Raw genomic sequence first — 21,064 nt, forward strand, 5'->3', positions numbered from 1 at the left:
ACCTCACTTTGTTCACAAATGTTCTCATAAAGTTCTTGACGCATCGTTAAGGCCATGAGAACAATTCAGCAACAAAGCACAGGAGACAGCCATGCTGACCGAGATTGCCGAGATTGTGAACCGTTCGCGCGCCACGCTGGTCGAGGATGCCGTCGGCGTGCTGTCGCTCTTCGTGATGCTTTATGCCGGGCTGGCGATTTCCGGCGCTTTCTGACCGTTTCTGCCTGCGATCTTTGCCCATCGGCCCCAGTCCCTCTGGTCCGGCCCATCCGTCCCCAAGGGATGTGCCACCCGGGCTTGCCCAGCCCGCCGCCGATGAAAGATACGCCACTTGCCGCCGTTCCCTTCCGGGGACGGCGGCTTTTTCATGCGGCTTCGGCTGCCGCCATGGCCTCGCAGACCGCTTCCAGCGCCAGCAGGATCGAGGCATGGCGGTTCTTGTACTCGCGCGCCGGAACCAGCACCTCATAGCCATCGAACGGTGCGGCGGGGACCGGGCCGCCGTCCTTCAGCATGGCGCGCAGCGCCTCGCGCGCCGCCTCCAGCTCTGCCCGGCTGCGGCCCAGCACTACCCGGCCCAGGATCGAGGCCGAGGCCTGCCCCAGCGCGCAGGCCTTCACATCCTGCGCGAACTCCGCCACCCGCCCGTCCTGCACCACCACATCCGTCGTGATGGTCGACCCGCATAGCGGCGAGCGCTTCTTCGCCGTGCCCATCGGTGCGGCCAGCCGGCCCTGATGCGGGATCGAGGCCGCCAGCTCCAGGATCCGGCCCGAATAAAGCTTGATGAGGTCGTTCTCGGCCATGGCCTTCCCCTTTGTGCCCCCTTGAGATAAGCCGCAATTCACCCGCCGCCAAGGAGGAACCCGATGAGCTTTGATCCGACCAGCCTAAAGTATGATGCCGGCGGCCTGATCCCCTGCATTGCGCAGGACCATGCGACGGGCGAAGTCCTGATGATGGCCTGGATGAACGCCGCGAGCCTTGCCCGCACGCTGGAGACCGGCAATGTCACCTATTGGAGCCGCTCGCGGCAGGCCCTCTGGGCCAAGGGCGAAACCTCGGGCCATGTGCAGCGGCTGGTGGAGTTGCGCATCGACTGCGACCGCGATTGCCTGCTGGCGCTGGTGACGCAAGAGGGCCCGGCCTGTCACACCAACCGGCGGTCCTGTTTCTACACCAGCTTGCGCGATGGTGCGGAGGTGGAGATCCTCACGCCGATGGCGTGAGCCGGGATCTTTCGAAAGGATCTACTTCCGTCCCGCCTTGCGGGTAGACAGCAGCAGGTTGGTCTCGCTGGTCACGACCCCTTCGATCGAGCGGATGCGGTAGATCACCTCGTCCAGCTCCAGCAGCGTCTGCGTCGCCAGTTCCGCGATCAGGTCCCATTTGCCATTGGTCGAATGCACCGCCAGCACCGCCGGAATCCCGGCCAGCCGCGCCATCACCTTCTCGCCGCCCTTGCCCTCGATCCCGATCATGATGAGGCCGCGCACCGGGGCGGCGGTGACGTCGCTGCGGGTCAGCACGGTGAAGCCGGCAATCTCGCCCTTCGCCTGCAAGCGCTCCATCCGCGCCCGCACCGTGGCGCGGCTCAGGTCCAGCCGTTCGGCCAGTTCCGACAGCGAGGCCCGGCCATCGCGCCGCAACTCCGCGATCAATCGCTGGTCGGTTTCGTCCATTTGGGCAATCCTTCTGACGCTTCGCGCAATCCCTTTAGCAAAACGCGCGAAATGCCGCTAGGATTCGTCACCGCTTCCCCCGAGAAATGATCAAAACCCCGGAGTGACCCATGCCCAACTGCATCCTGATCGGAGCCCCCATCGACGAAGGCCAGCGCCGCCCCGGTTGCGTCATGGGGCCCGCGGCCTATCGGGTGGCCGGCATCGCGCAGGCGATCCGCGATCTGGGCCACGGGGTCGAGGATTGGGGCGATCTGTCGCTGCCCGAGCTGCGGACCGTGGCCTGCCCGAACCCCGCCGTTCACGATCTGGCCCGGGTCATCGGCTGGACCGAGGTGCTGTGTGACAAGGTGGACGATGCGCTGAGCGCGGGCGCCCTGCCGATCATCCTTGGCGGCGATCATTCGCTGGCGCTCGGCTCGGTCGCCGGGGCCGCCGCCTTTGCCGCGCGTCAGGACCGGCCGCTGTTCCTGCTGTGGCTGGACGCGCATTCCGATTTTCACACCCCCCTGACCAGCGAAAGCGGCAACCTGCACGGCACGCCGGTGGCCTATATCACCGGGCGCGAGGGGTTTGACGCCTTCCCGGCCTTCCCCGCGGTGATCCCGCCGGAACGGGTCTGCCTGTTCGGCATCCGCTCGGTCGATCCGGCGGAACATGCCGCGCTTCTGCGCCATGACCTTGCGATCAACGACATGCGGGTGCTGGACGAGCGCGGCATCGTCGCGCCGCTGCGCGAGTTTCTGGAAAAGGTCCGCGCGGCGGGCGGCATGCTGCATGTGTCGCTGGATGTCGATTTCCTCGATCCCTCCATTGCGCCCGCCGTCGGCACCACGGTTCCCGGCGGCACCACCTTCCGCGAGGCGCATCTGGTGATGGAGCTCTTGCATGAAAGCGGGCTTGTCACCTCGCTCGACCTTGTGGAGCTGAACCCCTTTCTTGATGAGCGCGGTCGCACCGCCAAGCTGATGGTCGAACTTGTCGGCTCGATGATGGGCCGCAAGGTGTTCGACCGCCCGACCCGGAGTTTCTGATGATGATCGCCCCTTCCAAACAGGCCTTCGTGCCCTTCGTTTCCGTCGCCAACATGATGCGTCTGGTGCATGCCATCGGCGTCGAGCAGGTGATGGTGGACCTTGCCGCCGAGATCGAGGCCGATTTCCGCCGCTGGCCCCTGTTCGACAAGACCCCCCGCGTCGCCAGCCATTCCGAGATCGGGGTGATCGAGCTGATGCCGACTTCGGACGGCGAGACCTATGGCTTCAAATATGTGAACGGCCATCCCTCGAACATGAAGCGGGGGTTGCAGACGGTCACCGCCTTTGGCCTTCTGGCCGATGTGTCAACAGGTTATCCGCTGCTTTTGTCGGAGATGACCATCCTCACCGCGCTGCGGACGGCGGCCACCTCGGCCATGGCCGCGAAATGGCTGGCGCCGAAGGGGGCGACCACCATGGCGCTCATAGGCAACGGGGCGCAGGCTGAATTTCAGGCGCTGGCCTTCAAGGCGGTCTGCGGCATTTCCGAAGTGCGGCTTTACGACATCGACGCCAAGGCCACCCGCAAATGCGCGGCCAATCTGGCGGGTCGCGGGCTGACGGTGGTGGCCTGCGCCACGCCGGAAGAGGCGATCCTTGGGGCGCAGATCATCACCACGGTGACGGCGGACAAGCAGAACGCCACGATCCTGACCGACAACATGGTCGGCGCGGGGGTACATATCAACGCGGTGGGTGGCGATTGCCCCGGCAAGACGGAACTGCACAAGGATATCCTCTCGCGGGCCGGGGTGTTTGTCGAATACCCGCCGCAAACCCGCGTCGAGGGCGAGATTCAGCAGATGCCGGAAGATTTCCCGGTGACGGAGCTGTGGCAGGTCATCAACGGACAGGCGCCGGGCCGCACCGATGCCCGCGCCATCACGCTGTTTGATTCCGTGGGCTTTGCCATCGAGGATTTCAGCGCCCTGCGCTATGTCCATGGCAAGCTGAAGTCGCTGGGCCTGTGTGACCAGCTCGACATGATCGCCGACCCCGACGATCCGCGCGACCTGTTTGGCATGCTGATGCGGGCGGCCTGACCTCCTCGGGCGACTTCGTCTTCTCGTCGGGGTCTGGCGAGGAGCGACGAAGTCGACGACGAGCCCCGCGTCAGGGATCGTGATAGATATGCAGCCCGCCCTTCGGGTCGCGCACCTGCCAGCCTTCGGCGGTCTTTTCCAGATACTCCGGGCCAAGCGGCACCTTGCCGTGACCGCCCGGGATATCCAGCACATAGGTCGGCAGGGCGGTGCCGGGCAGCCGGCCGCGCAAGGACGCCATCAGCGCCTGGCCCTCGGCAATCGTGGTGCGGAAATGCTCGGCGCCGCGCGCCAGATCGCAATGATGCAGGTAGTAGGGCTTGACCTTCAGCCGCAGCAGGTGGCGCAACAGCGCCTCCAGCACCTCGGCGCGGTCATTCACCCCGCGCAGCAGCACCGATTGCGACAGGATCGGCACCCCGGCGCGGGTCAGCCGGGCCAGCGCCGCCTCGGCCTCGAGGGTGATTTCATCAGCATGGTTGACATGCAGCACGAACCACAGGGGCTTGCCCTGCCCAAGCCGTGCCGCAAGGCTTTCGCTGATCCGCCCCGGCGCGACGACCGGAATCCGGGAATGGATCCGCAGCGTGTCGAGATGGGGAATGGCGTTCAGCCGGTCGATCACCTCGGCAAGCCGGCGTTCCGACAGCGACAGGGGGTCGCCGCCGGTCAGGATCACCTCGCGGATCGCCGGGCGGGCGGCGACATAGGCCAGCGCGGCGGCCAGATCGGGTTCGGGCAAGGGGCCGGCATCGCCCACCACCTCGCGGCGAAAGCAGAACCGGCAATGCACAAGGCAGGACAGTGTCACCCGCAGGATCACCCTGTCGGGGTAGCGATGCGTCAGGCCGGGGGTCGGCGAATGCACCGCATCGCCGATCGGGTCGGCAAGGCCGGCGACCGAGCCCAGCTCGCGCAGGTCGGGCAGGAATTGTGCCGCCACGCCGGGACGATCGGCCAAGGCCCGCATTTCGGGCGTCAGCCGTGTCGGAAAGCCGGTTTGGTCCCCCAGATCCTGCATCTTGCCCCCTTTTGAAGCGCGTGCTTTTCCCAGATGCCGGCCCAAAGGGCAAGCCCCGGCATTGCCCCCATGGGCGGTATGCTGTAAGGTCCAGCCAACCAAATCTAGACCCCCTCGACGGGGGCGCGAGGACACATGACCGACAGCCCGGAAACCCCTGAAGCGACTGGTGAAAAGCCCGAGCGCGCGCCCTATCACGGCCCGCAGGTCGATGTCGTCGACGAGATGAAGACGGCCTATCTCGATTACGCGATGAGCGTGATCGTTTCCCGCGCCATTCCCGACCTGCGCGACGGGCTGAAGCCGGTGCATCGCCGCATCCTGTTTGCGATGCAGGAATCGGGCAACACCCACGACAAGCCCTATCGCAAGTCGGCGCGTCCGGTGGGCGACACCATGGGGAAATACCACCCGCACGGCGATTCTGCGATCTATGACGCGCTGGTGCGCATGGCGCAGCCGTTTTCGATGAGTCTGAAGCTCTTGGACGGTCAGGGCAACTTCGGCTCGATGGACGGCGATACCGCGGCGGCGATGCGCTATACCGAGGTGCGGATGGACAAGCCCGCCGCCTTCCTTCTGGCCGATATCGACAAGGAAACCGTCGAGTTTCAGGACAACTATGACGGCAAGGACCGCGAGCCCACGGTTCTGCCGGCGCGCTTTCCGAACATGCTGGTCAACGGCGCCGAGGGCATTGCGGTGGGCATGGCCACCCGCATTCCGCCGCACAATCTGGGCGAGGTGATCGACGGCACGCTCGCCATGATCGAAAATCCCGACATCAGCATGGAAGCGCTGATGGACATCATCCCCGCCCCCGATTTCCCGACCGGGGCGACGATCTTGGGCCGCTCCGGCGCGCGCAAGGCCTATCTTGAGGGCCGCGGCTCGGTCATCATCCGGGCGAAAACCCATGTCGAGGAGATCCGCAAGGACCGCTTTGCCATCATCGTCGACGAGGTGCCCTATCAGGTCAACAAGGCCCGCATGATCGAGATCATCGCGGAAATGGTGCGCGACAAGAAGATCGAAGGCATCGCCAATGTCGCCGACGAATCCGACCGCATCGGCGTGCGGGTGGTGATCGAACTCAAGCGCGACGCAACGCCCGATGTGGTGCTGAACCAGCTTTACCGCTTCTCGCCGATGCAGACCTCGTTCGGCTGCAACATGCTCGCCTTGAACGGCGGCCGGCCGGAGCAACTGCTGCTGCGCGATTTCCTCAGCCATTTCATTACCTTCCGCGAGGAAGTGGTGGCGCGCCGCACCGCCTTTGAACTGCGCAAGGCGCGCGAGCGCAGCCATGTGCTCTGCGGTCTCGCTGTGGCGGTGTCCAACGTCGACGAGGTGGTGAAAACCATCCGCGCCTCTGCCGATGCCGCCGAGGCGCGCGAGAAACTGATGACCCGGCGCTGGCCCGCGCATGAAATCGCGCCCTTCATCCGGCTGATCGACGACCCCAGCCACACGATCAACGAGGACGGCACCTATAACCTGTCGGAAATTCAGGCCCGCGCCATTCTGGACCTGCGCCTGCAACGCCTGACCCAGCTTGGCGTCAAGGAAGTGACGGACGAGCTGGAAGAACTGGCCGCCAAGATCAAGGATTACCTTGAAATCCTGGGCTCGCGCGACCGGATCATGGCGATCATCTCGGACGAGCTGCGCGAAGTAAAAGCCATGTTCGCCGTGCCGCGCCGGACCGAGATCGTCGACTGGTCGGGCGACATGGAGGACGAAGACCTGATCGAGCGCGAGGATATGGTCGTGACCATCACCTCGGGCGGCTATATCAAGCGCACCCCCTTGGCCGAATTCCGCGCCCAGAATCGCGGCGGCAAGGGTCTGGCCTCGATGCAGACCAAGGAAGACGATGTGGTGACGACGCTCTTTGTCGCCAATACCCACACGCCTTTGCTGTTCTTCACCACCGATGGCATGGTCTACAAGATGAAAACCTGGCGCCTGCCGCTGGCGGGGCGCACCGCCAAGGGCAAGGCGATGGTGAACATCCTGCCGATCCAGCAGGGGGTCTCCATCGCTGCGCTGATGCCGGTGGACGTGCCGGAAGCCGAATGGGAAAGCCTGCAGATCGTCTTTGCCACTTCGGACGGCGACGTGCGGCAGAACGATCTGAGCGACTTCACCAATGTCATGCGCAACGGCAAGATTGCGATGAAGCTGCCCGAGGGCGTGACGCTGGTGAACGCGGCGATTGCCGACGAAAATGACGATGTGATGCTGGTCACCGAAGGCGGCCGCGCCATCCGCTTCTCGACGCAGGAAATCCGCGTCTTCAAGTCGCGCGGTTCGACCGGCGTGCGCGGCATCCGGCTGGCCGAGAACGACCATGTGGTGTCGATGGCGATCATCCGCCATTTCGAGGCGAACCCGGAAGAACGCGAGGCCTATCTCAAGCAGCGTCGCCTGATGGCGGGCGTGACCGAGGACGAGGCGGATGACGAGGAAGAAACCGTCGCCGCCGGGCAGTTGTCGCCCGAACGCTATGCCGAGATGTCGGCGGCCGAAGACCTGATCCTGACCATCACCAAGGGCGGCTCGGGCAAACTGTCGTCCAGCCACGACTACCCGGTGCGCGGGCGCGGCGGCATGGGGGTGAAGGCGATCTCGCCCGGCCCGCGCGGCGGACGCATCATCGCCTCCTTCCCGGTGGAGCTGTCGGACCAGATCATGCTGGCAACTTCCACCGGCCAGTCGATCCGGGTGCCGGTGGATCAGGTGTCGTTCCGCTCGCGCAGCGCCGGCGGGGTGCGGGTGTTCAACGTCGGCGCGGACGAGGAAGTCGTCTCCGTCGCCCGCGTCGCCGAACAGGGCGAGGATGAGTGATCTCGAATCCCGGCTTGCCGATCTGGCGGGCCGGGGCGCGACAATTACCTACGGGGCCTTGGCGCGTGATCTGGGCTGGCGGATGGGCGCGCTTACCGAAGCCCTTGAAATCCTGATAGAAAATGACGCCCGCGCCGGTCTTCCGCTGCGGGCGGCGCTGTGCGAGGGGCGGCTTGCGGGCGGCTTGCCGGCGCAGGGGTTCTTCCTGAAGGCGGCGGCGCTTGGCTTTGACGTCACCGACCCGGCAGGCTTTGCCGCGAGCCAGCGCGCCATGCTGTTTCGGGTCGGCAAACCCTAAACCTGTGCAATTTTGCATAGTCTGCTTGCGCCCACTGAGGTTTATGCACAACCCATTCCGTGATTTCTTGTGTCCACGCTTCCGACAGAGGGGCGCATGGGAAAGGAAATGTGCAATGCAACAACTTCAGAACTTCGCGCCCCTGATTGCGCGTCTCTTCATCGGCGGCTTCTTCCTCCTGTCCGGTCTGGGCAAACTTGGGGACGTGGCGGGCTTCACCGGTTATCTGGTCTCGGGCGGGCTTCCGGCCTTTCTTGCCTGGCCGGCGATCCTGTTTGAAATCGCCGTCGGCCTTGCGATGATCGCGGGCTTTCGGGCCAATCTCGTGGCCCTGGCGGGCGCGGCCTTCAGCGTCGTCGCGGCGCTGCTTTACCACAACAACCTTGCCGATCAGATGCAGATGATCATGTTCTTCAAGAACTTTGCCATTGCCGGCGGTTTCCTGATGATCTTCGCCCATGGTGCGGGCGCCTACGCGGTCGACAAGTAATCCGGCGGGGCGGGGATTTCCCCGCCCTTTCCTTTTACCGCGGATGGCCTTAGATCAGGCGACATGCGCGACACCCTTCACATCATCGGCGGCGGCATGGCCGGATCGGAAGCCGCCTGGCAGGCCGCCCGGATGGGCGTTCCCGTAGTGCTGCACGAAATGCGGCCCGCCGTCGGCACCTTCGCCCACCGGACCGGGCTTTTTGCCGAAATGGTCTGCTCGAATTCCTTCCGCTCGGATGATGACGAGCGCAATGCCGTCGGTCTTCTGCATTGGGAAATGCGGGCGGCGGACGGGCTGGTGATGGAAATGGCCACCCGCCACCGCCTGCCGGCCGGCGGCGCGCTGGCGGTGGACCGCGATCCCTTTGCCGAGGCCGTCACCGAACGCCTGCGGGCGCATCCGCTGATTGCGGTGGAAGGTGGCGAGATCACCGACCTGCCGCGCGACGGCCACTGGATCATCGCCACCGGCCCGCTGACCTCTGGCGCGCTGGCGCAAAGCATCCGCGCCGAGACCGGGGCCGAAAGCCTTGCCTTCTTCGACGCTATCGCCCCCATCGTCTATGCCGAAAGCATCGACATGGGCACCGCCTGGCTGCAATCGCGCTATGACAAGGGCGAGACCGAGGAAGAACAGAAGGCCTATATCAACTGCCCGATGGACAAGGCCCAGTATGAGGCCTTCATCGACGCCTTGCTGGCCGCTGACAAGACCGAGTTTCACGACGGCGAAACCGCCGGCTATTTCGACGGCTGCCTGCCGATCGAGGTGATGGCCGAGCGCGGGCGCGAGACGCTGCGCTTTGGCCCGATGAAGCCGGTGGGGCTGACCAACCCGCATAACCCAGTAAAACCCTATGCCGTGGTACAGTTGCGCCGCGACAACAAGCTGGGCACGCTCTACAACATCGTCGGCTTCCAGACCAAGATGAAGTATGGCGCGCAAACCGCTGTTTTCAAGATGATTCCAGGACTTGAGAACGCAAGTTTTGCAAGGCTTGGCGGCATTCACCGCAACACTTTCCTGAACTCTCCGACGCTGCTGGATGACCAGATGCGGCTGCGTTCGCGGCCCAATATCCGCTTTGCCGGGCAGGTCACTGGCGTTGAGGGTTATGTGGAAAGTGCCGCCATGGGGCTGCTTGCGGGCCGGATGGCGGCGGCGGAAATCCTTGGGAGAACCCTGCCGCCCCCGCCGCCCGAAACCGCGATGGGGGCGCTTGTCACCCACATCACCGGCGGGGCCGAGGCCAGGACCTTCCAGCCGATGAACGTCAACTTCGGCCTCTTCCCGCCGATTGACGCCAAGGGGGGGCGGCGCGGCCGCAAGGACCGCTACAAGGCCTATACCGACCGCGCCAAAGACGCCTTCACCGCATGGCTGAGCGCGTAACCCGCTTTGCGCCCTCGCCCACCGGGCCGCTGCACCTTGGCCATGCCTACGCCGCCCTTGTCGCCGCGGGGCGCAGCGACCGCTTTCTCTTGCGCATCGAGGACATCGACCGGGCGCGCTGCAAGCCGGAATTCGAGGCCGCGATTCTGGACGACCTGCGCTGGCTGGGCCTGAGCTGGGAGATCCCGGTGATGCGGCAATCGGACCGGCTGCCGGCCTATGATGCCGCGCTTGCACGCCTGTACGAGACGGGTTTGACCTATCATTGCACCTGCACGCGCGGCGACATCAAGGCCGCGCTTTCGGCACCGCAGGAAGGCGCCGCCATGATCGGGCCGGACGGGCCGGTCTACCCCGGCACCTGCCGGGGCAAGGGGCATCGGGCGGGCGCGCTGCGGCTGGACATGGCCGCGGCCATGGCACGGCTGGGCGAGATCGGCTTTCACGAGACCGGAGTGCGGGCGGGGGAGCACATCTATTCCGTCGCGCAAATGATTGAAAAAGTTGGTGATATCGCTCTCGCGCGCCGTGATATCGGCACCTCTTATCATATCGCCGTAGTGGTCGACGACGCCGCGCAAGCCATCACCGAGGTGACGCGGGGCGAGGATCTGTTCGAGGCGACGGCGATCCATGTCGTGCTGCAACGCCTCTTGGGCCTGCCGACGCCCGCCTATCACCACCACCGCCTGATCCGCGACGATCAAGGCAAGCGGCTGGCCAAGCGCGACGATGCGCGGGCCTTGGCGAAGTATCGGGCGGAAGGGGCGACGCCCGAGGATGTTCGCCGGATGGTCGGGCTGCCGCCGATTTCTTCGCAGAAATCGGGCAAAATTCTGTGACAGAATATTCGCCCGCGTCAGCGGCCGGCGAATTTGGCGGGCCGCTTTTCCAGAAACGCCGCCACGCCTTCGCGGAAATCCTGGGTCTGGCCGCAGCCGCCCTGCAACCGCGCCTCGAGCGCCAGTTGCGCGTCAAGATCGTTGCCAAAGCTGGCGCGCAGCATCGTCTTCACGCCCCGGTAGGCCACCCCCGGCCCGGCGGCGAGTTGCGCGGCGCGGGCGCGGACCTGGGCGGCGAACTCCGCATCCGGCACGCATTCATAGATCATGCCCCAGTCGGCGGCCTGGCCTGCGCTGATCCTGTCGCCCAGCAGCATCGCGCCCATCGAGCGGGCAAGACCGATCTGCCGGGGCAGCCAATAGGAGCCGCCGGCATCGGGCACCAGACCGATGCGGGTGAAGGCCTGAATGAACGAGGCACTTTCGGCCGCGATCACGATATCGGCCGCCAGCGCCAGATTGGCCCCGGCCCCCGCCGCCGCGCCGTTCACCGCTGAAATTGTCGGGATCGGGCTGTCGGTGATTGCCTTGATCATCGGGACGTATTCTTCGTTCAGGATGCGCTCCAGATCGAAAGCGCCGACTTGCCCGGCATCCTGCAGATCCTGCCCCGAGCAGAAGGCCCGGCCGCTGCCAGTCAGGACCAGGACCCGCGCTTCGTGATGGGACCGCAACAGCGCATCCAGCAACTCCCGACGCAGGCCGGTGGTGAGGGCGTTCATCACCTCTGGCCGGTTCAGCGTGATGGTGGCGATGCCGTCCGTCAGGTCATAGGTGATCGCGGTGTAATCCATGGCCGTCTCCCTTTCGGCCAGCATAGCCGGCGGGGCAGGGGGCGAAAGCCGAACCTCGCGTCACTCCTTCATCAGCTCGGCCAGACGCGCCTTTTCCGCCTCGGTCAGCTCGGCCTCGGGCCTTGCCCGCCGCCGGGTCATGGCATAGGCCAGCCCGCCGCCGATCAGCAGCATGGCCGGCCCGGCCAGCCACAGGATCAGGCCGGTGCCACTGGCGCGCGGCTTGAACAGCACAAATTCTCCGTAGCGGGCGACGATATAGTCGACGACCTCGGCATCGCTGTCGCCCGCCACCAGCCGTTCCCGCACCAGAAGCCGCAGGTCGCGGCTGATCGGCGCGTTCGAATCGTCGATCGCCTCACCCTGACAGACCGGGCAGCGCAGATCGCGGCTGATGTCGCGGGCGCGGGCCTCCAGCACGGGGTCGGAGAGCATCTCGTCCGGCTGCACCGCAAGGGCGGGGGAGGCGAAGAGCATCAGGCACAGGACAAGCGCGCGCATCGGTCTACTCCGCCGGTTGCGCGGCGGGCGCGCGGCGGGCGCCGGCAGCAAGGCGATAGCGGCGGTCGGTCAGGCTCAGCATCCCGCCAAAGGCCATCATGAGCGCGCCCCCCCAAAGCCAGTTGGCAAAGGGTTTGACATAGGCGCGCACGGCATAGCCGCCGCTGTCCTGCGCATCGCCGATCACCAGATAGAGGTCGCGGGCAAAGCCATAGTCGATGGCGGCCTCGGTCGTCGGCATCGCCTGCACCGGGTAGACGCGCTTTTCGGGGAACAGCGTCACCACTTCGGCCCCGGCGCGGCTGACCACCATCTCGGCCATGGTCGAGGTGTAGTTCGGCCCCTGCACCTCGGTCGCGTCTTTCAGCAGCACCTCATAGCGGCCGACGGCGAAGGTCTCGCCCACATTGACCACGCGGATGTCCTCGATGGCCCAGGCATGCATGGCGGCGACGGCAAAGATCGTGACGCCAAGGCCGGAATGCGCCGTGGCCTTGCCCCAGTCGGCCCGGCCCAGACGGCCAAGGCGGGCGAATTTATCCGCCAGACCGCCCCGGCCGGCCCGGTTCCACAGGTCGATGAGTGCCCCCAGAACCACCCAGGCCCCCAGTGCCAGCCCGACCGGGCCAAGCGCCGACCTGCCGGTTTGTAGCGCAAAAGCCAAAAGCCCCAGCGCCAGCGCCAGCGCCAGCGCTCCGCGCAGCGGGCGCATGGCCTTGCCGATCTCGGCCCGCTTCCAGGGCATCAGGGCGCCGACGGGCAGGATCAGCGCCAGCAGCACCATGAAGGGCGTGAAGGCGGCGTTGAAGAACGGCTCGCCCACCGACAGCTTCTGCGCCCAGAGCATTTCGGCCACCAGCGGCCAGATCGTGCCGATGAACACCACGAAAGAGGCCACCGCCAGCAGCACGTTATTGGCCAGAAGCGCGCTTTCGCGGCTGATGGTGGAAAACATCCCCTTCGCCTCCAAGGCCCCGGCGCGGAAGGCAAACAGCGTCAGCGCCCCGCCCATGAAGACTGCAAGGATCATTAGGATGAACACCCCGCGCTCGGGATCATTGGCAAAGGAATGCACCGAGGTGATGACGCCCGAGCGCACGATGAAGGTGCCGGTCAGCGAGAAGCCGAAGGCGATGATGGCCAGGAGAATGGTCCAGGCCTTCAGGCTCTCGCGCTTTTCCACCACGATGGCGGAATGCAACAGCGCCGCCGCAATCAGCCAGGGCATGAACGAAGCGTTTTCCACCGGATCCCAGAACCAGAACCCGCCCCAGCCGAGTTCATAATAGGCCCACCATGAGCCAAGCGCGATGCCGATGGTCAGGAAGATCCAGGCCGCCAGCGTCCAGGGCCTGACCCAGCGCGCCCAGGCCGCGTCGATCCGGCCCTCGATCAGGGCGGCGACGGCGAAGGAAAAGCTCATCGAAAGCCCGACATAGCCGAGATAGAGGAAGGGCGGGTGGAAGGCGAGGCCGGGGTCCTGCAGCAAGGGGTTCAGGTCGTCGCCGTTCATCGGCGGGTTGGCCAGCCGCAGGAACGGGTTCGAGGTGAAGAGCAGGAAGGCCAGAAAGGCCGCGCCGATCAGGCCCTGCACCGCCAGCACCCGCGCCTTCAGCGTCGCCGGCAGATTGCCGCCGAACCAGACCGCACAGGCCCCGAACAGCGCAAGTGACAGGACCCAGAGCAAGAGGCTGCCCTCATGGTTGCCCCAGACCCCCGCCACCTTGTAGAGCATCGGCTTGTCGGTATGCGAATTCAGCGTGACCAGCCGCAGCGAAAAGTCCGACACCACAAAGGCATAGGTCAAGGCCCCGAAGGCCGCCGCAATCAGGATGAGCTGCACCAGCGCCGCCGGCTCGGCCAGCGCCATCAGCCGGGCATCGCGCTGTGCCGCGCCGTAAAGCGGCAGGGTTGCCTGCACCAGCGCCACGGCAAAGGCCAGGATCAGGGCAAAATGGCCAAGTTCGACGATCATCGGCGGTCTCCAGTTTCGCGCGCCATCCTAAAGCGAAAGGGGCGCGGCGGGAATGCCCCGTCGCGCCCCTTGGCCGATATGTCACAGCCTTGTCAGCCGGGCTCAGACCCCGCGCGACAGCGCCGCCACCCCGGTCCGCGCCAGTTCGCGCAGGCCCAGGGGGCGCATCAGCTCGGCAAAGCTGTCGATCTTTTCCGGCGTGCCGGTCATCTCGAAGACAAAGCTTTCCAGCGTGCTGTCGACCACATGCGCCCGGAAGATCTCGGCCAGCCGCAAGGCCTCGATGCGGTGTTCGCCCTTGCCGGCGACCTTGAACAGCGCCAGTTCGCGCTGCACGCAGGGCCCCTCGGCGGTCAGGTCATGCACGTCATAGACCGAGACCATGCGGCCAAGCTGCGCCTCGACCTGGTCGATCACCGCCGGCGTGCCGCTCGTCACAATGGTGATGCGCGAGCGGTGCCCGGTATGGTCCACCTCGGCCACGGTCAGGCTGTCGATGTTGTAGCCGCGGGCCGAAAACAGCCCGATCACGCGGGCCAGCACGCCCGGCTCGTTCTCGACGATCACCGCCAGCGTATGGCTTTCCACCGCCTCGGAATGCGGATCGCGCAGGTCATAGGCGGAATGGCTGGTCGCGCCCTTCTTGATGTTCAGTGCGGACATCTTTGGTCCTCTTTCATCTGTTCATAAATATCCCGGGGGCGCGGGGGCTGGCCCCCGCTCCGCCTGATTACACCAGCACCGCGCCTGCGGCCTTGATGACGCCTTGCGTCTCGGCATTGCCCAGAAGCATCTCGTTATGCGGCTTGCCCGACGGGATCATCGGGAAGCAGTTCTCGTGCTTCTCGACAAGGCAGTCGAAGATCACCGGGCCGTCATAGCGCAGCATCTCCAGAATGGCGTCGTCGAGATCCTTGGGGTCGGCGCATTTGATGCCCTTGCAGCCGAAGGCCTCGGCCAGTTTCACGAAATCGGGCAGGCTTTCGGACCAGGACGAGGAATAGCGCTCGCCATGCAGCAGTTCCTGCCACTGCCGCACCATGCCAAGCCGTTCGTTGTTCAGGATGAACTGCTTGACCGGTGCGCGGAACTGCATCGCGGTGCCCATTTCCTGCATGTTCATCAGCCACGACGCCTCGCCGGCGACGTTGATGACCAGTGCGTCCGGATGGGCGATCTGCACCCCGATCGAGGCCGGCAGGCCATAGCCCATGGTGCCAAGCCCGCCCGAGGTCATCCAGCGGTTCGGCGCGTCAAAGCCGAGGAACTGCGCCGCCCACATCTGGTGCTGGCCAACCTCGGTGGTGATGTAGCGGTCCATGCCCTTGGTCAGCGCCTCAAGCCGCTCCAGCGCGTATTGCGGCTTGATGGTCTTGTCCGAGGGCTTGTAGGACAGGCATTTCACCGCCCGCCATTCGTTGATCTGCTTCCACCACTTCGCCAGACCGTCCTTGTTCACCTTGCGGCCGCGCGCCTTCCAGATCCGCAGCGCGTCTTCCAGCACATGGCCGACATCGCCGACGATGCCCAGATCGACGCGGATCACCTTGTTGATCGAGGAGGGGTCGATGTCGACATGCACCTTCTTCGAGCGCGGGCTGAAATCGGCGATGCGCCCGGTGATGCGGTCGTCAAAGCGCGCGCCGATGTTCAGCATCAGGTCGCAGTCGTGCATGGCAAGGTTGGCCTCGTAAAGCCCGTGCATCCCCAGCATGCCGATCCATTTGTCGCCGCTCGCCGGATAGGCGCCAAGGCCCATCAGCGTCGAGGTGATCGGAAAGCCCGTGGCCTCGACGAATTCGCGCAGGAGCTGGCTGGCCGCCACGCCCGAATTGATGACGCCGCCGCCGGTGTAGAACAGCGGCCGCTCGGCGGTTTCCAGCATCTCGACCATGCGGGTGATGGCCTCGATGTCGCCCTTCACCCGCGGCTGGTAATGGTCCACGCGGGCCTTCGGCGCCGGGGTATACTCCGCGGTGGCGAACTGCACATCCTTCGGAATGTCGACCAGCACCGGGCCGGGGCGGCCCGACTTGGCGACGTGGAAGGCCTGATGAATCACTTCCGACAGCCGGGCGGTGTCCTTCACCAGCCAGTTGTGCTTGGTGCAGGGCCGGGTGATGCCCACCGTGTCGGCCTCCTGAAAGCCATCGGTGCCGATCATGAAGGTCGGAACCTGACCCGACAGCACGACGATCGGAATGGAATCCAGCAGCGCATCGGTCAGCCCGGTGACGGCATTGGTCGCGCCGGGGCCAGAGGTCACCAGCGCCACGCCGACCTTGCCGGTCGAGCGGGCATAGCCCTCGGCCATGTGGATGGCGCCCTGTTCGTGGCGCACCAGAACGTGCCGGATGTCGTTTTGCTGGAAGATCTCGTCATAGATCGGCAGCACCGCGCCGCCCGGATAGCCGAAGACGACATCCACGCCCTGATCCTTCAGGGCCTGAACCACCATCCTCGCGCCGGTCATCGCCTTGGTCATCGGTCTTTCCTCATCTTGCGCCCTCGCTTCTATCATCGGGCGCCGTTCTCAACAAAAAGCCCCCGGGGGGTGATCCGGGGGCGCATGGGAGCCGTTATGGACTGTCGTTACCGACCCATGCGCCATGTCTCCAGAATTACGACTAGTGCGCGCATTGCCGCCCCCTTTGCCTTCGGGCCGGACCTTATGGTGCGGGGCAGGAGGCGTCAACCGCAAATCGACGCTGAAAATGTCGCTGGATGTGGGAAAATTGAAGTTTTCTTGCGGGTGGCGCTGGCCTTTGCGCAACTTTCGCAAATTCCGCGCCACCGCGGCGGGCTCATGCCGTCCTGAGTCGGCTTTGGCCCGGACCAGAACACCGCCGGGCCACGCAGGCGGTCCGCGGGACGGTGTGCGTCGGCGGGGCAGGGGCCGGGCCTTGCCCTGCGCTGGCACCCGCGCAGCAGCGGCGCTGCCGGGTCGTGGCCAGAGTGACGCAACGTCACCTTGGCCCGTCCTGCCGGTTTTTCGGGCAGCCGCGGCGCGAGGTCACTTCTGGTAAGGAAAAATGACCAAAATCCGCCGATCCGCGAAGAAAGAGGTTCTCAACCCCGCATTCGCCCGATAGGCTTTCCGCACTGACAACGGCCCCGGTTCACGGGGCCATGAGCGGAGGAAAAGCTACTAATGGATCGTCGTTCCTTTCTGACCAAGGCCACCGTTGGCGGTGTCGCCGCTGCCGGCGCAGCAGCGCTTGCGGCCCCGGCCATCGCCCAGGCCGCGCCCAAGATCACCTGGCGCGTGACCTCGTCCTTCCCCAAGGCCCTGGACACCATCTTCGGCGCCGCCGAGACCATGTCGAAACATGTCTCGGAAGCCACCGACGGCAATTTCACCCTGCAGGTCTTCCCGGCGGGCGAACTGGTTCCCGGCCTTGAAGCCGCCGATGCGGTTTCGGCCGGCACGGTCGAGGCCTGCCATACCGCTTCTTACTATTTCTGGGGCAAAGACCCGACCTATGCCTTGGGTTGCGCCACGCCCTTTGGCCTGAACGTGCGCCAGATGAACGCCTGGCTGTATTACGGCGGCGGCATCGACCTGCTGAACGAATTCTTCCACACCCAGAACCTGCATTACCTGCCCTGCGGCAATACCGGGGTGCAGATGGGCGGCTGGTATCGCAAGGAGATCAACTCTCTGGCTGACCTGCAGGGCCTGAAGATGCGCATCGGCGGCTTTGCCGGCAAGGTGGCCGAAAAGATCGGCATCGTGCCGCAGCAGATCGCGGGCGGCGACATCTATCCCAGCCTGGAAAAAGGCACCATCGACGCCGCCGAATGGGTCGGTCCCTATGACGACGAGAAGCTCGGCTTCTACAAGGTCGCGCCCTATTACTATTACCCCGGCTGGTGGGAAGGTGGCCCGACGCTGGCCACGATGGTCAACCTTGACAAGTGGAACGAATTGCCGCCCGCCTATCAGGCCGTGATCCGCGCCGCGACCGAGGCCGCCAATGGCAACATGATGGCCTCTTATGACCAGAAGAACCCGACCGCGCTGAAAACGCTGGTGGCTGGTGGCGCGCAGCTGCGTCCCTTCCCGCAGGACGTGCTGTCGGCGGCGTTTGACGCGGCACAGGCGACCTATGCCGAGATTTCGGCCGCCAACCCGGCGTTCAAGAAGATCAAGGACAGCCAGGACGCCTTCAAGCGCGACGCCTATCTCTGGGCGCAGATTGCCGAATACAACTATGACACCTTCATGATGGTGCAACAGCAGGCTGCCAAGCTGTAAGGCTTTCAAGGTAAAAGGAAAAGGCTCCGGGGGAAACCTCGGGGCCTTTTGCGTTTGCCGGCTGGCGCGGGTTGCCCCCCACCCCCCGACCCCTCCCCACGAGGGGGAGGGGAGGTGTCGGCGCGTCCGGCGAGGTGACGCGCGCCATGCGGGGGGGGCGAAGCCTCGGGACTTTCTGGGTGCGGCGCGGGTTGGCCCCCACCCCCGACCCCTCCCCACGAGGGGGAGGGGAGGTGTCGGCGCGTCCGGCGAGGTGACGCGCGCCATGCGGGGGGGGGCGGGGAAGCCTGGGAGCTTTCGGGGGGCGGCGCGGGTAGCCCCCCACCCCCGGCCCCTCCCCACGAGGGGGAGGGGAGGCGCCGGCGCGTCCGGCGAGGTGACGCGCGCCATGCAAAAGGCCCCGGGGGGAACCTCGGGGCCTTTCGTGATTGCGAGCTTCCCTCCCCCCTGTGGCGGAGGGAGAGGGGGGGGCTTACGGGTTGACCTCCGGTGCCCCCAGTTGCGGCGCCCCCAGCTTGGGCGCCCCCGGAATTGCCGGGGCCCCCAGTTGCGGTGCCCCGAGTTGCGGTGCCCCCAGTTGCGGCACTCCCAATTGCGGTGCGCCAAGGATCGGGGCGCCGCCCGGGTTCAACGTGTTCAGCGTCGGCACGGTGATTTCCACTGCCGAAGCATCCACCACCGGTCCCTTGTAATGCATCACCAGCTGCGGGAAGGCGATCACCACGCCGATCATCACCACTTGAATGACGACAAAGGGAATGGCGCCATAGTAGATCTGCCCGGTCGTCACCCCGGCGATCTGCCTGCCCGTCACCTTGTCGGTATAGGCCCCTTTCGGCGCCACGGAGCGCAGGTAGAACAGCGAGAAGCCGAAGGGCGGGTGCATGAACGAGGTCTGCATGTTGACCCCAAGGATCACCCCGAACCAGATCAGGTCGATCCCCAGCGCCATCGCCGGCGCCACCAGCAAGGGCACGATGATGAAGGCCAGCTCGAAGAAGTCGAGGAAGAAGGCCAAGAGGAACACCAGGATCGAGACGAAGATCAGGAAGCCCGTCGCGCCCCCCGGCAGGCCCACCAGCAGGTGTTCCACCCAGACATGGCCGTTCACCCCGTAGAAGGTCAGCGAGAACACTCGCGCGCCGATCAGGATGAACATGACGAAGGCCGACAGCCGGGTGGTCGATTCCAGCGCCTGCCGGATCACGCCCAGATTGAGCCGCCCCTTCAGCCCTGCCAGCAGAAGCGAGCCGACCGCCCCCATCGCGCCGCCCTCGGTGGGCGTGGCGATGCCAAGGAAGATGGTGCCAAGCACCAGAAAGATCAGCGCCAGCGGCGGGATCAGCACCATGATGACCTGTTGCGCCAGACGGCTCATCAGGTTCATCCCGGTGGATTTGTCAACGATCGCATAGAGATAGATAGCGCTGATGCCCGCCGTCACCCCCATCATGTCGGCATTTTCACCGAAATGCGCAGTCAGGTAGGGGTGCAGCCCATAGGCGAGGGCGACCACGACCAGGATTGCCACCAGCAGCGACAAGACCCCATTGCCCAGCGTGCGCGCCTCCTTGGGCAGGGCCGGAACCCAGGACGGGCGGACTACCGAGACGATGAAGACATAGATCATGTAAAAGCCGGTCAGCACCAGACCGGGCAGCATCGCGCCCTTGTACATGTCGCCGACCGACCGGCCGAGCTGGTCGGCCAGCACGATCAGCACAAGGCTCGGCGGGATGATCTGCGCCAGTGTGCCAGAGGCCGCGATCACCCCCGTCGCCACCCGCCGGTCATAGCCATAGCGCAGCATGATCGGCAGCGAGATCAGCCCCATGGCGATGACCGAGGCTGCCACCACCCCCGTCGTCGCCGCCAGCAGTGCGCCGACGATGATGACGGCATAGGCCAGCCCGCCCCGGATCGGGCCGAACAGCTGGCCCACGGTGTCCAGCAGATCCTCGGCCATGCCCGAGCGTTCCAGCACGATCCCCATGAAGGTGAAGAAGGGAATGGCAAGAAGCGTCTCGTTCGACATCACCCCCCACAATCGCTGGGGCATGGTAAAGAGAAGCGGCCAGTCAAGCGTGATGGAGTTTTCCGAATAGGGCGCCAGCCAGACGCCGATGGCGAAGAACACCAGACCGTTGGCCGCCAGCGAAAAGGCGACCGGATATCCCAGCAGCAGAAACAGCACCAGGCTCGCGAACATGATCGGAGCCATGTTGATGGCGATGAACTCGATCATTTGCGCTCCTCCGCGCCGGTGTCTTCCTCGGCCAGTCGCGCCACTTCGGCTGCCAGCGCTGCGCCCTCCTGCTCGGCCGCCGCATGGGCCGAGACGAAGGGATGCGGGTCTTCGATCAGCCCGCGCATCACGGCGACTTTCTTGATGATCTCGGATATCGCCTGCGCCACCAGAAGGATGAAACCCGCCGCCAGCAGCGCGCGGGCCGGCCAGATGATGAGCCCGCCGGCATTGGTGGAAATCTGCCCGATCTGCCAGGCCTGCCAGGCATAGGGCACCAGCATCCAGGCCATCAGCACGGCAAAGGGCAACAGAAAGACCACATGGCCGAACAGGTCGATCCAGTGCTGCCTGCGGCGCGAGAACATGCCATAGACGATGTCGATGCGGATATGTTCGTTCTGCTTCAGCGTCATGGCCGAGGCCAGCAGGAAGGCTGCGCCGAAGAGATACCATTGCGCCTCAAGCCAGGCGTTCGACGAGGTGTTGAACAGTTTGCGCACCACGGCATTGATGGCGCTGATGATGATAGCCAGCAGAATGAGCCACATCACCGATTTGCCTATGGCTTCGCTCAGCCGGTCAATGGCGCGCGACAGCCCGAGGGCTCCTTGCATGCGTATCTCCTCCCCT

At 65.3% G+C, this 21,064-nt stretch carries 20 protein-coding genes; 10 read left to right on the forward strand and 10 right to left on the reverse strand.

What is annotated here, in order from left to right:
* Positions 1-91 precede the first annotated feature (91 nt).
* Positions 92-214, forward strand: a complete 123-nt coding sequence (locus G4Z14_RS19050; protein ID WP_265331841.1) for a hypothetical protein — start codon at positions 92-94, stop codon at positions 212-214.
* Positions 215-365: 151 nt separating this feature from the next.
* Here the strand turns inward: G4Z14_RS19050 and G4Z14_RS00460 are convergent, their stop codons facing one another.
* On the reverse strand, positions 366-806 hold the full coding sequence (locus G4Z14_RS00460) for an iron-sulfur cluster assembly scaffold protein (protein ID WP_164622775.1): 441 nt from the start codon (positions 804-806) through the stop codon (positions 366-368).
* Positions 807-869: 63 nt separating this feature from the next.
* On the opposite strand from G4Z14_RS00460, the gene hisI reads away from it, so the two are divergent.
* Positions 870-1,229 (forward strand): phosphoribosyl-AMP cyclohydrolase, encoded by a 360-nt coding sequence (hisI, locus tag G4Z14_RS00465; RefSeq protein ID WP_164622776.1) that lies wholly within the window; start codon positions 870-872, stop codon positions 1,227-1,229.
* Positions 1,230-1,250: 21 nt separating this feature from the next.
* Here the strand turns inward: hisI and G4Z14_RS00470 are convergent, their stop codons facing one another.
* On the reverse strand, positions 1,251-1,682 hold the full coding sequence (locus G4Z14_RS00470) for an Lrp/AsnC family transcriptional regulator (RefSeq protein WP_164622777.1): 432 nt from the start codon (positions 1,680-1,682) through the stop codon (positions 1,251-1,253).
* 110 nt (positions 1,683-1,792) lie between these two features.
* Between G4Z14_RS00470 and rocF the strand changes: the two genes are divergently transcribed.
* A complete protein-coding gene (rocF, locus tag G4Z14_RS00475; protein WP_164622778.1) occupies positions 1,793-2,716 on the forward strand; it encodes an arginase in 924 nt (307 codons plus the stop codon).
* Between the two features lie 2 nt (positions 2,717-2,718).
* Positions 2,719-3,762, forward strand: a complete 1,044-nt coding sequence (locus G4Z14_RS00480) for an ornithine cyclodeaminase (protein WP_164623474.1) — start codon at positions 2,719-2,721, stop codon at positions 3,760-3,762.
* 70 nt (positions 3,763-3,832) lie between these two features.
* Here G4Z14_RS00480 and G4Z14_RS00485 read toward each other — a convergent pair whose 3' ends face one another.
* A complete protein-coding gene (locus tag G4Z14_RS00485; protein ID WP_164622779.1) occupies positions 3,833-4,783 on the reverse strand; it encodes a KamA family radical SAM protein in 951 nt (316 codons plus the stop codon).
* Positions 4,784-4,918: 135 nt separating this feature from the next.
* Between G4Z14_RS00485 and gyrA the strand changes: the two genes are divergently transcribed.
* From gyrA to gluQRS, 5 genes are all read left to right on the forward strand, one after another.
* On the forward strand, positions 4,919-7,633 hold the full coding sequence (gene gyrA, locus G4Z14_RS00490) for a DNA gyrase subunit A (protein ID WP_164622780.1): 2,715 nt from the start codon (positions 4,919-4,921) through the stop codon (positions 7,631-7,633).
* Positions 7,626-7,931, forward strand: coding sequence for a hypothetical protein (locus G4Z14_RS00495; RefSeq protein WP_164622781.1), 306 nt, complete (start codon positions 7,626-7,628; stop codon positions 7,929-7,931). The genes gyrA and G4Z14_RS00495 overlap by 8 nt, the downstream gene beginning before the upstream one ends.
* A 115-nt stretch (positions 7,932-8,046) precedes the next feature.
* Positions 8,047-8,421, forward strand: coding sequence for a DoxX family protein (locus tag G4Z14_RS00500; RefSeq protein WP_164622782.1), 375 nt, complete (start codon positions 8,047-8,049; stop codon positions 8,419-8,421).
* Positions 8,422-8,484: 63 nt separating this feature from the next.
* Positions 8,485-9,816 (forward strand): methylenetetrahydrofolate--tRNA-(uracil(54)-C(5))-methyltransferase (FADH(2)-oxidizing) TrmFO, encoded by a 1,332-nt coding sequence (gene trmFO, locus G4Z14_RS00505; protein ID WP_164622783.1) that lies wholly within the window; start codon positions 8,485-8,487, stop codon positions 9,814-9,816.
* A complete protein-coding gene (gluQRS, locus tag G4Z14_RS00510) occupies positions 9,801-10,658 on the forward strand; it encodes a tRNA glutamyl-Q(34) synthetase GluQRS (protein WP_164622784.1) in 858 nt (285 codons plus the stop codon). The genes trmFO and gluQRS overlap by 16 nt, the downstream gene beginning before the upstream one ends.
* A 17-nt stretch (positions 10,659-10,675) precedes the next feature.
* On the opposite strand, the gene G4Z14_RS00515 is transcribed toward gluQRS, so the two are convergent.
* From G4Z14_RS00515 to G4Z14_RS00535, 5 genes are all read right to left on the reverse strand, one after another.
* Positions 10,676-11,452, reverse strand: a complete 777-nt coding sequence (locus G4Z14_RS00515) for an enoyl-CoA hydratase-related protein (RefSeq protein ID WP_164622785.1) — start codon at positions 11,450-11,452, stop codon at positions 10,676-10,678.
* Between the two features lie 60 nt (positions 11,453-11,512).
* Positions 11,513-11,953 (reverse strand): cytochrome c-type biogenesis protein, encoded by a 441-nt coding sequence (locus G4Z14_RS00520; RefSeq protein ID WP_164622786.1) that lies wholly within the window; start codon positions 11,951-11,953, stop codon positions 11,513-11,515.
* Positions 11,954-11,957: 4 nt separating this feature from the next.
* Positions 11,958-13,928: a heme lyase CcmF/NrfE family subunit gene (locus tag G4Z14_RS00525; RefSeq protein WP_164622787.1), complete on the reverse strand. Its 1,971-nt coding sequence runs from the start codon at positions 13,926-13,928 to the stop codon at positions 11,958-11,960.
* Positions 13,929-14,030: 102 nt separating this feature from the next.
* Positions 14,031-14,591: an acetolactate synthase small subunit gene (ilvN, locus tag G4Z14_RS00530; protein WP_164622788.1), complete on the reverse strand. Its 561-nt coding sequence runs from the start codon at positions 14,589-14,591 to the stop codon at positions 14,031-14,033.
* A 67-nt stretch (positions 14,592-14,658) separates the two neighbouring features.
* Entirely contained in the window at positions 14,659-16,413 is a 1,755-nt protein-coding gene (locus G4Z14_RS00535) for an acetolactate synthase 3 large subunit (protein WP_164622789.1), read from the reverse strand.
* A 666-nt stretch (positions 16,414-17,079) separates the two neighbouring features.
* Here G4Z14_RS00535 and G4Z14_RS00540 point away from each other — a divergent pair.
* Entirely contained in the window at positions 17,080-18,186 is a 1,107-nt protein-coding gene (locus G4Z14_RS00540) for a TRAP transporter substrate-binding protein (protein ID WP_164622790.1), read from the forward strand.
* Between the two features lie 472 nt (positions 18,187-18,658).
* Here G4Z14_RS00540 and G4Z14_RS00545 read toward each other — a convergent pair whose 3' ends face one another.
* Together G4Z14_RS00545 and G4Z14_RS00550 are read right to left on the reverse strand one after the other, a co-directional pair.
* On the reverse strand, positions 18,659-20,431 hold the full coding sequence (locus tag G4Z14_RS00545) for a TRAP transporter large permease (RefSeq protein WP_164622791.1): 1,773 nt from the start codon (positions 20,429-20,431) through the stop codon (positions 18,659-18,661).
* Positions 20,428-21,048, reverse strand: coding sequence for a TRAP transporter small permease subunit (locus G4Z14_RS00550; RefSeq protein ID WP_164622792.1), 621 nt, complete (start codon positions 21,046-21,048; stop codon positions 20,428-20,430). The genes G4Z14_RS00545 and G4Z14_RS00550 overlap by 4 nt, the downstream gene beginning before the upstream one ends.
* Between the last annotated feature and the right edge of the window lie 16 nt (positions 21,049-21,064).

This window comes from Tabrizicola oligotrophica (assembly GCF_011008935.1).
GTDB classification, from domain to species: Bacteria; Pseudomonadota; Alphaproteobacteria; order Rhodobacterales; family Rhodobacteraceae; genus Tabrizicola_A; species Tabrizicola_A oligotrophica.